This is a genomic window from Anaerobiospirillum sp. NML120448 (genome assembly GCF_023050945.1).
GTDB lineage: Bacteria > Pseudomonadota > Gammaproteobacteria > Enterobacterales > Succinivibrionaceae > Anaerobiospirillum.
Genome location: NZ_JALKIM010000003.1, coordinates 1 through 16188 on the forward strand (window position 1 = coordinate 1; position 16188 = coordinate 16188).

8 protein-coding genes are annotated in these 16188 nt (G+C 39.5%); 1 reads left to right on the top strand and 7 read right to left on the bottom strand.

Annotation, left to right across the window (positions count from 1 at the left end):
- Positions 1-871 precede the first annotated feature (871 nt).
- From galU to MXE38_RS01070, 7 genes are all read right to left on the bottom strand, one after another.
- Positions 872-1786 (bottom strand): UTP--glucose-1-phosphate uridylyltransferase GalU, encoded by a 915-nt coding sequence (gene galU / locus MXE38_RS01040; RefSeq protein ID WP_246910166.1) that lies wholly within the window; start codon positions 1784-1786, stop codon positions 872-874.
- A 118-nt stretch (positions 1787-1904) separates the two neighbouring features.
- Positions 1905-2618 carry a septation protein IspZ gene (locus MXE38_RS01045; RefSeq protein ID WP_246910168.1) on the bottom strand — a complete coding sequence of 238 codons (714 nt, stop codon included), beginning with the start codon at positions 2616-2618 and terminating at the stop codon, positions 1905-1907.
- Positions 2619-3446: 828 nt separating this feature from the next.
- Complete coding sequence (locus tag MXE38_RS01050) at positions 3447-4991, bottom strand: class I SAM-dependent methyltransferase (protein ID WP_246910170.1); 1545 nt, start codon at positions 4989-4991, stop codon at positions 3447-3449.
- A gap of 48 nt (positions 4992-5039) precedes the next feature.
- Positions 5040-6593 (bottom strand): methyltransferase regulatory domain-containing protein, encoded by a 1554-nt coding sequence (locus MXE38_RS01055; protein ID WP_246910172.1) that lies wholly within the window; start codon positions 6591-6593, stop codon positions 5040-5042.
- 98 nt (positions 6594-6691) lie between these two features.
- Positions 6692-8248 carry a class I SAM-dependent methyltransferase gene (locus MXE38_RS01060; RefSeq protein ID WP_246910174.1) on the bottom strand — a complete coding sequence of 519 codons (1557 nt, stop codon included), beginning with the start codon at positions 8246-8248 and terminating at the stop codon, positions 6692-6694.
- Positions 8249-8454: 206 nt separating this feature from the next.
- Positions 8455-10005, bottom strand: a complete 1551-nt coding sequence (locus tag MXE38_RS01065) for a class I SAM-dependent methyltransferase (RefSeq protein WP_246910176.1) — start codon at positions 10003-10005, stop codon at positions 8455-8457.
- Positions 10006-10307: 302 nt separating this feature from the next.
- Positions 10308-11627 carry a Y-family DNA polymerase gene (locus MXE38_RS01070; RefSeq protein WP_246910178.1) on the bottom strand — a complete coding sequence of 440 codons (1320 nt, stop codon included), beginning with the start codon at positions 11625-11627 and terminating at the stop codon, positions 10308-10310.
- Between the two features lie 609 nt (positions 11628-12236).
- Here MXE38_RS01070 and MXE38_RS01075 point away from each other — a divergent pair.
- On the top strand, positions 12237-16094 hold the full coding sequence (locus tag MXE38_RS01075; RefSeq protein WP_246910180.1) for a sensor domain-containing diguanylate cyclase: 3858 nt from the start codon (positions 12237-12239) through the stop codon (positions 16092-16094).
- Positions 16095-16188: the final 94 nt, after the last annotated feature.

Below are 16188 nucleotides of genomic sequence, written 5' to 3' on the forward strand. Positions count from 1 at the left end.
ATAATGAGCTATTCCTATATTTAAGCCAAATAATTAGAAAAACCATTTACTTAATTAAGTTTTGCTAATAGATAATTTCATGCAACTTTTGCAAAGTTTACTCCCCAATCATCATCCTCAGCCTCAAAAAATACCAAGGCTCAATCAAACTCCCATCATCCATAACCTACGCTTTTGGCGCTTCGCTTTTGGGGCTTCGCTCTTGGAGCTATGCTCTTGCACCACCAGCCTAAAAATGATCCCGCATCTGCTATGCAGCAAAGCTATAAAGGTACAATCCAACAGTAGGGTAAAGATGTAATACCAGCTTAGCTGTTGCTACAGCAGCTACTAAGCATTAAAGGTTCAATCCAACAGTAGAGCAAAGATGTAATACCAGCTTAACTGTTGCTACAGCAGCTACTAAGCATTAAAGGTACAATCCAAAAGCGTGGTAAAGATGTAAAGTCTGCTTAGCAGTTGCTATAGAGGCTGCAAGTTGCAATCTAAGAGAGCTGCTCAGGCTGTAATGTCTAAATGCTGCAATAAAATATTTATCTTAGGAGTATCTAAACTGAGCTTCATAGGTGGCTAGTGCTGGTAAGGGGGTGTTAGCTTATAGGGTAGTGCAAATTGTTAGGGCTTAGAGCTAATAGTTAAGCTATTGGGCGTAGTAGGGGTGTTGGTAGGTTGGCAGATTGGGTTTGTCATAGGGAGAGGCGGCTGGTGTTGAGGTTGCTGTGGTGGTATTTGGTTCTGGGAGTTTGGGATAAATAATAGAATTTAACAAAATATTGTGTTTTGATATCTAGTAAAAAAGCGGGATTTGTTAAATAGCTAAGATTATTTGTTATAAAAAATAAGGCACTCGTTATGAGTGCCTGTGAAAGGATTATAAGGTTTTAGCAATGTTCTTGATAAATTCTGCTACTTGAGGGCCAATGTCTGGGTGACGTAAAGCAACCTCAATAAAGGTTTGAGTATAGCCAAGCTTATTGCCACAGTCATGGCTATGACCTACAGCCGCATAGGCATGAACATTTTCAATGTTCATAAGCAAATCAATAGTATCAGTAAGTTGGAACTCGCCGCCTGCGCCTAAAGGAGTACGTCTAAATAGTGGCCAAATTTCAGCAGGTAAGACATATCTGCCCACTACAGCATAATCAGAAGGAGCTTCCTCAACCTCTGGCTTTTCAACAATGCTATTGATAGGAAGATCTTCGCCTGGGGCTAACTCCTTGCCACCTACATCAACAATACCATAGGCAAAAACATCCTCGTGAGGGATCTTTTCGACCATAATCTGCGCAACGCCTGTCTCTTCAAAGCGCTTAACCATAGCGGCTAAGTTTTCTTTCTGTAAGTCAGCATGAATAGGATCAAGGATCACATCTGGCAAGAGCACAGCAAAAGGATTTTTGCCCACAATAGGGTAGGCGCACATAATGGCATGAGCCAGACCTTTTGCCTCACCTTGACGAACGTGCATAATGGTTACGTCTTTAGGAATAATGTTTTGTACCTCAGAGAGGAGCTGTCTTTTAACACGCTTCTCTAAAGTAGCTTCCAGCTCAAATGAGGTATCAAAGTGGTTTTCAATGGCGTTTTTAGAGGAGTGGGTTACTAATACAATATTCTTAATACCAGCAGCTACCGCCTCATTAACCACAAATTGGATCAAAGGACGGTCAACTAGCGGCATCATCTCTTTTGGAATAGCCTTAGTAGCTGGAAGTAATCTGGTTCCTAAACCTGCAACTGGGATAATGGCATACTTGATGTTGCCGTAGTTCATGTCAGGCATAAATCCATCCTTTAATTACAAATATCTATCTTCCTACATTATGCCACAATGATATGGCTAATATCATTAAAAAGGCCCTTGAGGGGCCTTTAGTGATTAATGAGAAATAAAAATAAATTTAATTGCTGCGCTCTTTATTGTTATTAGCTGCTGCATCAGAGTTGTTAACAATAGGAGCATTAGCATCAAACTCTGCTGGATTGTTGGTAGTAGCGCTATTTTGAGCAGCGGCTGTTTTAGCCTTATGAACATCCTTAAAAGCTGCTAAAGCCTCAGGATGACGGCGCATAATTACCATAAAGACAAAGAGAGTAAAGGTAACATTAATAATGGTGCTACCAAAGGTCTTATAGTCTACCCAATAAGATTCAGCGGTCTTGGCATCAATATTAAAGATTTGTGGTAAGTGGAATGCAATTACCATGTTAAGCAAGCCAGCAAAAACAAAGTACACCATAAAGTAGGTACCAAGTTTAAACCAGATGTGCTCAGGTATTGGCATTTCACGACCAAATAAGTAAGCAAATGGATTACGATGTAGGATAAATTGGCAGACAAAAATAGTAACAGCTAAAATCCAGTTAACAATACTTGGCTTCCACATAATAATGGCTGGATCTTTTAGCAAAATAGTAGGCAGACCAAAGAGTAATACTGCAATGGTTAAAAAGACCTGCATACGTGAGGCTTTACGCCACAAAATGTATTGAGTTAAAAATGATAGTAAACAGCAGGCGATGATCACGCTGGTGGCTAAAACCAGATCTCCAGACCAACGGTAAGTGACAAAAAAGGCAATTGCAGGTGCAAAATCTAAGATCTTAGCGAGCATTGGTTTTCCAGGGTTTAAAGAAAATTAAAAAAGAAAAATATCGTAGCATTATCGCAAATTATTGCTAAAAAATGCCAATTAAAAGCATTTTTTTTGAGCTAAGCCAAAATATTTAAGCAAAAATTCTCATAGGTTCTAGCACAGTATACTAGCGCTAATTAGTTAGCTAAAGCTTAGGTAATAGCCATGCCTCTTATTTACTGCTCTTTAAATAGAGACAAAATCAAAACCTAGTGAAATTTTCCCAAAGTTCGTTAACAACTATACCTGCCTTGGAGCAGGCATTATCTTTAATGATGTTGTTTTAGACAGTAAACGAACTTTCGGAAACTTTCGCTAGCTGTTTAGTTGCTTGGTTAATCGTAAAGCTTTGTTCCCATGCCTTTGCTGGTGAGCCAGCGTCTCAAACTTCAAACCTAAAAGTAGCCTAGCCATACTATATGGCACTTTTAAGTAGGCAACAGCTTAATCTTAGCTGCCTGTTAATACCTAAAGTTATGTCAATTTTGGACAAAGAGGGCATCCAAGCTGTAGGTGCGGGCGCTAAGCATGCTGTGCGGTGGCTATGCACAGGGCGTATTGTGCTATTCCCTTGGTGCAGGCGCTAAGCACGTAGTGCTAGGAGAGGTGGGTTGAGGCAAGAGGCAAGAGAGAAAAAAGTTCAGGACTAGCAAGTGGTGCTTGGTAGTCCTGAGCGTATGGGATAAAGAGTAGGGTAGCTCTGCTATAGGTATTAGCTCTGCCTCTGCCTCTGCCTCAGCGCCTGGTTCTAGGATAGAACCAGGTGCTGGGGCTAGGGCTGAGCAGAGGCCCTCTCTTTGGCTTGGTTTAGATGAGCATTAGGTTCTTGTAGGTCACTAAGGTGTTCTCTAAGAAGGTCTGGGCGAGGTTAGTGGCACTTTCAATGATTTGGTCTTCGCTGACAGTACCGTCTTGAGAGTTAATAGAAATAACACCTTGTACATTGAGGGTAAGGAGGCCTTCAACAATGTGGAGGTAGTTGCAATTTGGATTGGCAATTACCATTCTTAACATGTAGGCATCCATAGGATCAATGGTTACAAGATCTTGAAGTAAAGGAGAACATAAGTTAATAGTTTCCTTTTCTTGGAAGTTATTGATGGTATTGATGTTAAGCATTAAGCACTGGTTTAAGGTCTCTTCACTAATAGTGCGAGGATCTTGAGCTAAAGAGCAAACGCCTGCAAAGATTAAAGTATTAATAGCTTCAATAATGTCAGTAACATTAAGCTCAGCATTGTGCTGGAGCATGGCATCAATCATAGCGCCGATATTCTTAGGGCTATTATCAGATAAGATAGCTAATAAAGGCTCATAAATACTCTTATCAAGCTCAACTGGGCCTTGATTGCCCTCTAATACATAGTCAAAGCCACTAATATCAATCATAAGAGTGATAAAGTGGGAGGACACTTCTGCTAAGTACTCATTAGGATTTAAAGGTACAGCTCCTTTAATATAAATATCAAAGCGAGAGCGCTGGTTGACCATAAAGTCACGAGTTTCTTCATATAAGTTGGTGCCTAATAAAGGCTCTAAGAAATCACGCTGCTCTTTAGTTAAATTAATGTTATCTAAGTTATCAATACTGTTAGCAGAGCAAACATAGCCTACATCAGCACGCTCTAAGCGCTTAGATACCTCACTAAAGTGATCCATAGACCAATAGGTGTTTAAGCTTTCAGATAAAAATGGCTTTGGATTATGGTTGGCCTCAATTAAGCGATCAGAAAAATCAGGTTGAGAGCACACAAAAATTGCGTTTTTCTCCACTACAGGGAATAAGAACTTGCTTAAGCTCATCATTCTTTCCTGGTCGTTTAAAGAATCAATGTGATGGGTAGTGTCATAGAGCTTAAGTAATTCACGCACTGACTCGTAGTTAATCATACCTACAGTACAGTTGTAGGACATAAATAACACACCACCATCGTTTAAGTGCTTGGAAATAATATCAATTAAGCGCTCTTGATCTTCTTTGGCAATCCAAGACCATACAGCAGGTACGCAGATAAGATCAAACTTTGGCAAATCATCTCGTTGGGCCAATGCTTCCAAATCGTCAGCGCATAAATCAATAGCAATATGGCATTGCTTAGCACGTCTCTTGGCTGAGTTAACTGAAACAGGGTTAAACTCAATGCCTTTCCAATGAGAGCTATTGCAGGCAGTGTGCATGCTTAAAGATAAACCATTACCACAGCCGATAAATAAGGTATTACCCTCTTTAAAATCAGGACAAGCAAAGCCTTTTGAAGATAGTACATAGTGCAAGTAAAGAGGATTTATTTCTTTGCTGCTAGCAAAAGTAGAAGGTAAATCGTACTTGTATTTTTGGTTCCAGTTAGACATGCAACGATCTCTCTATAATGGTAAAACGATTAGAAAAATTCTTTGACTTTAGATGATCTTGAGACTTTTAAATAAAGGTAAATTAAACTTAAGGAAAGTCTGAGCAAACTCATCTAAAGTATCGGTAATGGCTTGGGTATCAAGATCGAGATCTTGATTGTCACTATTTTGTTTCAAGCTTTCTTTCATAAGCTCAATTAGCTGAGGTTTAGTAAGGTTCTCATTGAGCATAAAAGCATGTAATAGTTTTTGAGTTAGGTTGTCGGCAAAAACACCTCCACCAGTAATAGGTGAGGCTAAAACTTCAATACTACTTTGGCTATTGTGTTCAGTTAAGAACAAATTGAGCTTACGACAACTATCAATAGTAGCCTCATCAATCTCTTGAGGATTAATGGCTACATCAAGAATACTGGCAGCAGTGGCATAAACTATTAAATCAGTCAGCTCACTAGTGCTCATAATAGGGTTGCTTTCCTGGCACAGGGCTTGACGCAACTCCTTATAAGAATGCACTTGATAATCTGACATTAGGTCAAGAATAGGCTTAAATGCCTCAAGATTAACTTTAGTATTGTTACCAACTCTACAGTTAACGGTCTTAGGCTCTTTACTGCTTAGATTGTGTATTAGGATAAAGTAGGTATCATCAAGCTGCTCTAATTGCTGCTTAGCACTAAGTTTGACTATACCCTTAGTATAAACATCAGTACGGAAAGATGCCTGACGGAAGTAATCTTTAAGCTGCAGTTGTACACCCAGATCACTTTGCTCTTTAAATAAGGCAATCTCATCAGGGCTAAATTGCAAGTTATCCATGTTCTCTAAAGGCAAGGCCTGACAAACATAGCTTAATTTAGCACTCTCAAGCTTTTTAGCTACCTTAGCAAAACTTTCTAATTGCCATGAATTATTAAGGTACTCATGAGCAATATAGTTGTGATCTCTAGAGTACATTTTGTTTTGGAAGAGGTCGCTAGCGTGAGGATTGTGCTTGATATATTGCGGCTTAAGCTTAATAAGTTCACTTACAAAGTTAAAAGCAGCAGGCAAATTTTGGACATTGGTTAAGTTAGGGGAGCCTTTAGTGTCAATGTAGCTTTTCAATAGAAAGCGTATTGGCTCTATAGTTTCGTTAACAGCAGTGACGTTGTAGGAAATGTAAAGTACACCACCTACTTTGAGTTTTTTCTTGATAAATTCAACAATTACGTCTTGGTTAGACTTGGAGATCCAAGACCAAATGCCATGTAGACAAATATAGTCAAACATAGGCAAGTCATCACGCTTTAAAAACTCATCAAAGGCATCATCACTAAGATTAACCTTAACCTCTCCTTGCTTTGCTAAATGGTTAGCAAAGAGCACTTGGGAAGGCATAAAGTCATTGCCATACCACTGTACTTTAGTAGCAGCACCATGGAGTACTACGCTAAGCCCCTGACCAAAACCTAGTTCACAGGCTGTAGTTTGAGCCCCTAGTTTAGGAAAAGCTAAACCCTGAGATAAAAAGAGTAGGCGCAATAAATAAGGATTGAGCATACCAAAATACTTAGCCTCGTAGCTTGTATCCGTGGTATAGCCCATGCTCCAACTACTCATAGAAAACAATCCTTGCGTTTAGTAGACAAATATTCAAAAGCTGCTATCAGCAAGCTAGCTTATATCTGTAAGCTAGCTTACTTAGGTGTTGGATTAAATTAAACCAACATCAAGGTGCGATAAAGAGGCATCTTAAAGTTCAAGAAATTGGTAGCGTAAATAATGGCTTGCTCTTCAATTTTTGCCTGTTCGCTTTCGTTACTATTCTTATCAATGAGAATATCTTTAATAGCAAACGCTAATACCTCAGGAGTGATGTCTTGAAGCTTAAGGGTTAAGTTCATAAGCACCTTATCAACATCATCAATAGAGATACCACCACCTAAGACAGGTGAGGCTAAAGCCATAATAGACTCGTTTTGATTGCCGTTGAGAATGTACTTATTGAGCTTAATGCAGCGCTCAACCATTTGCTCGTTAATAAATTCTGGATTAGTAGCAGGGAAAATCATACCGCAAGCAGTTGCATATACTACTTGTGAAAAGAGCTCGCCTTCGCTGATTACTGGGGCATTCTTCCCTTTAGTATTAGACTCTGAGCATAAGGTTTCTCTTAGTTCCTTGTAAGAGTGACACTTATTGTCCTTAAAAATGTTTATGATAGGCTCAATGCGCTTTAAATCAATCTTATGATCACGGCCTCTAAATTTACATTGGTAATCATTACCATCAATTGGGCGAGTGCAGATGAAATAAGTATCATCAAGCTCTTTTAACTGTTGCTTGGTGCTAAGCTTTACGGCACCCTTAACGTAGATGTCAGAGCGGAAGCTATTTTCGCTAATAAAATCTAATACCTCGTTGGCAAGTGGGGTATTAACATATTGTTTATAGAGTGCTTTTTGCTCATCAGAAAGGAAGTAGTCAGTAAGATTATCAGGCAAGTGAGCTTGGCAAACGTAGGAAAGCTTAGCTTGTTCAAATTTGGCAGCCACCTGCTCAAAGTTTTGTAAAAGCCAATAACCATTAGCATACTCGTGGCCAACATATTCTTGATCTTGCTTGATAACATTGTTGGTATAGCGATCTAGTGCCCATGGGGTATGCTTAGTGTAGCCAGGTTTAGTGGCAACAAGTTTGTTAACAAAGGCAAGAGCATCTGGAATGCTTTGTACATTGTTCTTGGCTGGATCTCCTAAGTTTTGGATATAGGAGTTAATGATGCAGCGGAAAGGCTCAATGCTAGAGTAAACCTGCTTGTTATTGTAAGAAATATAAAGAATACCGCCTACTTTGAGTTTGTTTTTAACAAATTCAACAATGACATCTTGGTTTTCAGGTGAGATCCATGACCAAATACCATGTAGACAAATATAGTCAAACATAGGTAGGTCATCACGCTTTAAAAACTCATCAAAGGCATCATCGCTAAGATTAGCGTTCACATCACCATGTTTGGCTAATTGCTTAGCATAATTAACCTGAGATGGGTTAAAGTCATTGCCATACCAACTTTCAATAGAAGCTGCGCTATGCAAAATAATGCTTAGGCCATTACCAAAACCTAATTCACAAGCATTAAAGTTTTGATCTATTTTAGGAAAGGCTAAGCCTTGAGAAATGAAGTTAAAACGAATGCGGTGAGGATTTAACTGACCAAAATATAAATAATTATAGTTGGTCTCAGTGTCGTAACCCATATTCCAACTGTGCACAGCTATCTCTCCTAAAAAATGTCTGGCGTTATTATGACTAATAGTAAATTCTGTGCCTCTTAAGTATTTGCTCTTAAAAGGCTAGTTCGTAATTTAGTAAGTTAACAATGTAGATGTTTAAGCCAAAGGGCGCAATTATCTTATGATAAAAACATGATCACCTACTTAAAGTATAGCTTTAGTAAGCAATTATGGTGCCCTTAATGTTAAATGACCATCAATGTGCGATACAAAGGTAAAGAAAATTGCATAAATTCCTGAGCATACTTTTGCGCTAAATCATAAGACTCTTGTGAAGTGATGCTGCTATCAGGATTAGAACTAGTACGTATTTCTAAAATAATATCAGTAATCAGTTCAGTGCTGAGATCTTTACGCTTAAGAGCAATGCTAAGTAGTACCTTATCCAAATCGCTAACAAATACGCCGCCACCTAATACAGGAGATACTAAGGCTCTAATATCTTCATTCTGGTTGCCACCTAATAAGTGGTAGTTGAGCTTTAAGCAGCGCTCTACTAGCTCCTTAGTAATTTGCTCAGGAGGCACAGCTACTTGTAGCATGCCATGGGATACAGCATAGACCATCTTACAAAAGAGCTCTTCCTCTGTAAGAGTGGTGGTGCCATTATCTTGCTCAGAGCATAAGGTAGTTCTTAGCTCTTGGTAAGAGTGGCACTTGTTGTCCTTAAAAATGCCTAAGATAGGCTCAATTTCTTTCAGGTCAACTTTCTTGTCAAAGCCATGAATCATAGCAGTAAAGTTCTCGTGCTTAAGATTCTTATCACAGATAAAGTAGGTAGCATCGAGCTCTTTATCTTGCTGCTTAGTGCTTAGTTTGACTGCGCCTTTTACATAAACATCTGAGCGGAAATTATTGCGGCTAATAAAATCACGCAATTGCTCGTACATAGGGGTGCCAATAAAAGGTTTTAAGGCCTCAAACTGCTTAGGTTCAAGGTAGTAGCTATTTAAATTATTGACCAATTTTGCCTGGCAAACATAGCTAAGCTTGGCCTGCTCAAATTTATGAGCCACCTTATCAAAGTTTTCTAAGAACCAATAATCATTGGTGTACTCATGAGAAACATAGCGCTGGTCTTTTTGGCAAATCAAGTTCTTATAGCTCTCTTGTGCCCAAGGAGCCTTTTTAATATAAGCAGGCTTGGTTGCAAGTAGTTTGTCAATAAAAGCTAAAGCATCAGGCAATTGCTCTTCACTATTCTTATTAGGATCGCCTAAGGTTTGGATATAGGAGTTTAGTATGGTTCTAAATGGTCTTAGATTGTCAAAATAGCCTGTAGTATTGTAAGAAACATACAAAATACCGCCCACTTTGAGCTTATTTTTGACAAATTCAACAATTACATCTTGGTTTTGAGGAGAAATCCATGACCAAATACCATGTAAACAGATATAGTCAAACATAGGTAGGTCGTCACGTCCTAAAAACTCATCAAAGGCATCATCACTAAGATGAACCTTGATTGCTCCATGTTGAGCTAATAAGTCAGCATAGTTTACCTGAGAGGGATTAAAGTCATTGCCATACCATTGAGCCTGAGTGGCTGCTTGGTTCATGATAATGCTCAGGCCATTGCCAAAACCAAGTTCACAGGCTGTAAAGTTATGGTCAATTTTAGGAAAGGCTAAACCTTGAGATAAAAAGTTAAATCTCAGACCATAGGGATTAAGTTGGCTAAAAAAATGGTAGGTATAATTAGTGCCTGTATCGTATCCCATGTTCCAACTATGCACGATTCTCTCCTAAATATGACGACAACCAAAGAAACATAAACTCTTAAGAGGGTAAAAAAGAAGACAAAAAAGCAGCCCTAGTTAATCACGAGTTGCTAGAAACAATTAATACAACCTCTGTAAGCTAAATAATAGCACGTACCAGACTACTACTCATTAGTAAATCATAGGCCTACCTCATAATATTTCCTAAAAAGTAATAAACTCCATAAGTCTAAAGCAGGCTAATAGCCACAGCCCAAGGCCACACCCCTTGAGGCTTAAACCTGGGCCTAGCCCTCTGGGCTTGTGCCCTTAGGCCCTTATATTAGTTTAGGCAAGTCATCCCAAGAGGTAGTGTAACTTGGGGAGAGGGAGTTTTTGTTGGAAAAGGCTTCGGCCTTTTGTGGGCCTTGGGAGGCAATAAAGATGTTTTGCTCGTGGCCTTGGTGGTTGATTTGGTCAATAGCTTTCATTAGTTGATCGGACTTTTCTTGCTCTTGTGGGGTTTTAGCCTTGGTAAAGAGATCACTTTGGAAGCTGCGAGTAGCGGTGAGATTGCCTAAGATTATTCCTGCCTTATTGTATTTATAGCCAGGGGCAAAAATCATTTTTAAAAGCTGGGTGGCTACATACAAAATTTCTCTGGTATCACTGGTTGGAACCTTTAAGTTGGCTGTTTTATCGGCAGCAAATTTTGGATCATTGCCAAAGTAAGAGGTTCTAATAAAGACAGTGATTTGAGAGCAGTACTTATTTTGATTACGTAATTTGTGACAGGCAGAGGCTACAAAGTTAGCCAAGGCCTGGTGAAGCTCATCAAGAGTGGTAAGTCTTTTGGTAAAGGAGCGAGACCACATAATTTGCATAGTGTGGTTGATATCAGACTCATCCTCAATTACATCTAAATCATTGAGCTCTTGTACCGTACGCATCAGGACAATGTTGTATTCTTTTTTAATGGCTTCATAATTTTGCACCGATAGCTGGTAGGCAGTATGAATGCCTTGTTCATTTAAGCGTTCGTTAAGGCGACGGCCTATGCCCCATACCTCTGAGATAGGATTGTTTTTTAGTAAATTAATCCTAGGCATATCTTGCAAAATGGAGTACAAGCCGTAAGTTTCTTGACGATGCTTTTTAGCATGATGGTTAGCCAGCTTAGCTAAGGTCTTGGTATGGGCAATACCAACACCGACATTAATGCCTATGAGGTTAAATACGGCATTGCGCACTAAGATTGCTTTATCTAAAGCTTCTTTTTCGCTGATGTGTTTAAAGCATAAAAAGGCCTCGTCAACCGAGTAAACTTGGGTATCATCGCAAAGATGCTCTAAAACCTCCATAACACGTCTTGAGATATCCAAATACAAAGAGAAGTTGGAGGAAAAAGTTACAATATGATGTCGTCTAATCAGATTTTTAATCTTAAAGACAGCTATGCCCATAGGAATGCCTAAATCTTTCGCCTCTTGAGAGCGAGCGATAACACAACCATCATTATTGGATAGAACTAGGAGCGGGCGACCCTCTAAATCAGGGCGAAATAAGCGTTCGCAACTGCAAAAAAAATTATTGCAATCTACTAATAAATAGACCTTGTCATAGCAATATGTAACAGGATCACGAAACTCAAAGCTCATAAGAACGAAACTTGCCCTACAAAAAAGAAATGCCCAACACTTTAATATGATACGAAAAAAGTAGGGGCTATGGGTTAACTTAGTAGTGCTTATTATGCTAGACAAGCCAATATTGGTATTAAACCAACTTTTATCATACTTGATAGGTCACTGATTGATTGATTATAGCGATGATTAAGATCAAAAGCCTATCATGCCTCAAACGTCTGTCCTTGGCGTAGAGCCATTAAGAGTGGCGCATATAATTAGCCATTTAAAGGGCGAGTTGCTATAATGATAATAAGACACCTTACATCTTTTACTAAGCAAGGACTACACAATGTCCTGAGACTGAGAGCTAATTTAGCTCAAAATTTGTTTGTTTTAGAAGCTTTTATTAGTCGCAAACACTAGGGGAGACAAGCTATTTTAGTGCTGTTGGATTGTGTTGTCCGTCCAAAGTAGCCAAGGCACAAGGTTAAAGTCTTGAGCAGTAATTTAGTTAAAATAGGTGTAAGCCGTTTTATAGTTGTTTTATTAAGCCTAATCAAAGGCTTAGAGCCTTAGTTTCGTAGCTAAAATTATTTTTGTAACAAAGCTACCCTACCAATGCTAGCAGAGGAGAGCGTCATGGCTGACTCACAAAATCGCTCTAAAATTGTTGATGATAAAGGAGCTAACTTTGCCAGTAGTGTGTCTGGCAAGGTCGATACTTGTGAGCGCTCAAAAAATAATATAGACGAGCCATTGCCTGACTTGTTAAAGCCTTCTGCACGCAATGTTTTAAAACATAATGCACAGTCATTGATGATTTTGCATCATACCAAGGCTTTTCAAGGTGCCCAGCATCCGAAAGTAGAGCAAAATATTGAGATTGTTTTAAAAGAAGAACCACTAACCACGCATGCTACCGTAAGTGAGCCTCTTACCCCTAAGAAAGTAGAGCTATCAACTTTAGATCAAGATATTAAAGAAAATATTGCTGAGTCTTGTGATAATTTTGAGTTCGATCCTTTTGCTGAGCACTCTAAAGATGAAATTCAAAATGCTATTGAGCAAGCTCGTATTAATGCCATGAAAAAGCACGAGCTGATTGAAGATAGTGAATTTCAATTTAAGAACAATGCCCAACCTCAAGATCGCAAGGATGCTTTGTTTGAAAATGCCAAAGCTATAGCTGACTTAGCTATGAAAGATGGCATTGATAAGCAGTCTATTGCCCAAAATAACGAAGCTGCTACTAAAGATATTACGTGCCAAGTTGATGACAGTAAGGCTCCAATTAGTATAAGTTCCCAAGGTGCTTACCAATTTAATAGCACCAAGTCGCCTTTTTCCTATATCAAAACCTCTTTAGAGCGTGTTGTGCCTAAAGATCGTTTTTATATTGATTCAGTTCATGGCGACACTAGGGCTGGCTTTACCTCTCATGCTAATAGCTATACAAATAAAGACCTCAGCTCCACCCAAGAAAACCAAGGCTTAGCAACTAAGAGTAAGGACACTGGGGCGGCTTTAGGCGCTAGCGCTGCTGGAGCAGACGCTAGCGTTAGCGTTAGCAGCGCTAGCTCTGGCGTTAGCGCTGGTGCTAATGGCAATAGTGTGGTTGGGGTAACACAGCGCCACTCTGCTTATGATGATGTATTTGGTGGCGATAACCATCATTTGCCTGTAGAGCATCATGACGAGAGACTGGATCCGAGCAAAATTGACACCCCATTTGACCCACTAGCAGCGCTGGTAGATACACCAAAGTCTGATTTAGAGCAGGATGTTAATGAAAGCCAAGTACGCCATGATGATCCTAGCTATTGGGCTCAAGGTGGTGTCGAGGCTCATGAGGAAAGCACTCTGCCAGCTAGTGCCTTTTCTAGTGATGGCCCTGAAGACGGGGTGGTGCTAAACAATAACTCTAGCCAAGTAAAATGCCTTGGCGTGCCTGGCATTAAGCCTAAGAGCCATAATGAGCATAACATTCCATTTAAAATGCATAAACATGTGGATGTTGCTGAGGTTGGCGTTAGTGCTCATGAGCGCTTGGGAGTACAAGGATTAGTTTCCCATCATAGGATAGTAGACAATAGTATGTCCCACTATCGTGGTGGCTATATGCCTTGCTACTTCTTATATGATAATGGTGAAGATCGCTATTTGCTTGATCAGGGTAGTTGCCGTCTCATTGGTATTACTTACACTGGAGATTGGATCCCGAGCTCTTATATTAATAATCAATTGTCCTTAATTGATGAAGAGCAGCTGTTTAGTGTCTTTTTCAATCCATCAGAGGGTAATAAGATCTTTTCCCATGTAAAGATTCAACAAGGCCCTCATAAAGGCGAGCGTCTTTATATTTCAGGCTCTGTGATTCAGCGAGATGATACTGGCATTGCTATGTTGGTTTCAGGTTACTTTACTCAAGTACAATCTAAGTATATGGAGTGCTTGTGTAAGTTTATGAATCACTCCTCTTCTTTTGATATTGATACCTTTACTGGTGAAGTTCAGTACGGCGCTGCATATCATGTCATGCTAGGTTTAGAAGATAATGACTGCATGCCAAGAACAGTAAAACAGTTTGAAGAAAACTTTATTCACCCTGAAGATCTCATGGTATATCGTAAGCAAAACGATATTATCTACAACCCAAATTTAGGTGATTATTACGAAAGTATTTATCGTATTAAACACAGTGGTGGTTATTATATTTGGTGTATCGATAGAGGCTTAGTAATTGAGCGTAAGAGCTCAGGTATGGCATCTCGTATTATTGGTACCACTACCAACATTGATGTGGTGCGCTCTAATTTTGAGCGCTTAAAGCGTTCTATCTACCAAGACCCATTAACTGGCTTACATAATCGCTTCTACCTTAATACTCGTTATAAGTACTTTACTATGGAGGAAAGTCAGCCTTTATCCTTAGTATATGTAGATATTTCTGGTCTTAAGGTTATTAATGATTATTTAGGCCACGCTAAGGGTGATGAGCTGGTTAAGTTATCAGCCCAAATCCTCTCTAATGATGTTTATTTGGATCATGAGGTAGTACGCTTATCTGGTGATGAGTTCTTATTGATCTTTACTAATTGCTCTGACGAGCAGTGTAAGAGCTTTATCAATAAGTTTGCCTGTACCTTAGATGAACGTAATCGCAATCGTGAGTTCCCTTTACCAATTTATTTTGGTTTTGGTATTGCTACTTTAAATGAAATTGATGATGGCGATACTTTCTTGCGCTGTGAGGCTCGTGCTGACGTGCGCTTGCAAGAATATAAGACTGCCCATAGAACACGCATTTATACTGAGTTGCAATCTTTCATTGAAAATGCTCTTGGTCAAAAGGTTGTATTTAATGATAACCGTCGTTTAGAGTACTTAGATAAGGACGAGAACGATCAGCCTGATGTAGTGCCTAGCAATCAGCTTAAGGATGAGGACAAGCAAGAGCGTAAGCTTAATGCCCCAAATACTGAAACTATAGGTTTAGTGCCTTCTTTTGGCTCATCAGGTAAAGTACCGCATTATCAGGGCTCTCCTTATGGAGTTAGATTTAATAGTGTTCACCCATCACTAATTGCTAGTGCAGCCAAAGTAGAGCAATCACTAGAGGCAAGAAATAAACTTGCTGAGCAACAGCTCAAGGCTATGAAGGCTTACGAACTAAAGTTTGCTAAGCATAGTAATATTGATACTATTCAAAATAATAAGGTAGCTAGTGAGTCTTCTTATATCAATAATACTTTCCATAAGCAGTCACCTCTAGCGGCTATGTCTCGCATGCAATATCAGCCAGGACATGCAGAGGCCTCAGCTGAGGTGTTTATGGCGGCTGGCCTACAAAAGATTGAGCTTGATTTTGCTCAAGAGCTAGCCCAGGCTCAAAAACAAATTGATGCTCGTAATGATGCTCAAGAAAAGGTAGGTCTAGTAGATAGTGCTAGTGCTATTAAAGAGCCGCTCAAGGAAAACTCTGCCTTTGACATTAAATCAGAGGGAGCTCAAGGCTCTTATGGCTCAGGTGATGTCTATCAGGTTGCTAAAAGCTCTGTCCCTGATGAGTTGGTCAATAAAAATAGCCTTACTATGTCTTGGGATCAAGATAATGCTAATACCAGCTCTATGAGCGCTCAATCTAAGATTAGTGCTGAGCAAGAGCGCTTATTAATTTTAGCAGCAGAGCAAGCTGCCTTGGATGATATGAGATATGCTCAAAACTCAGTTACCATGCCTGATGACTTAATAGCTGGCTTTGGTTCTTTAGAGGTGGGAGCCTCCGATCTCAACAAAGAGAGTAAGATCTTAGATAAAGCCCATAAGATTGCTAAAGCTGCTCGTCTGCAAGATGGCGATCAAATCGATAATGGCCCTAATCTTAGAGATAGTGCTACGCTAGAAGTTGGTGAGCAGGTTTCCTCTTATGAGGCAAAAAGTGCTTTACATGAGGCCCAAGCCTTCTTAAATAAGCTTCAGGATGCTAAACCCCAATAGCTCTATAAGTTGTAAGCCACAAGCTATAAGCCCCTAAAAAATGCTCATCATTTATGAGCCCAATGATTGTTTATTTAGACAAATTATGAGGTTG

Excerpts from the sequence above, each read along its gene's own strand:
- galU (WP_246910166.1), bottom strand. The coding sequence starts at position 1,786 with ATGCCTGACATGAACTACGGCAACATCAAGTATGCCATTATCCCAGTT.
- MXE38_RS01045 (WP_246910168.1), bottom strand. The coding sequence starts at position 2,618 with ATGCTCGCTAAGATCTTAGATTTTGCACCTGCAATTGCCTTTTTTGTC.
- MXE38_RS01050 (WP_246910170.1), bottom strand. The coding sequence starts at position 4,991 with ATGTCTAACTGGAACCAAAAATACAAGTACGATTTACCTTCTACTTTT.
- MXE38_RS01055 (WP_246910172.1), bottom strand. The coding sequence starts at position 6,593 with ATGAGTAGTTGGAGCATGGGCTATACCACGGATACAAGCTACGAGGCT.
- MXE38_RS01070 (WP_246910178.1), bottom strand. The coding sequence starts at position 11,627 with ATGAGCTTTGAGTTTCGTGATCCTGTTACATATTGCTATGACAAGGTC.
- MXE38_RS01075 (WP_246910180.1), top strand. The coding sequence starts at position 12,237 with ATGGCTGACTCACAAAATCGCTCTAAAATTGTTGATGATAAAGGAGCT.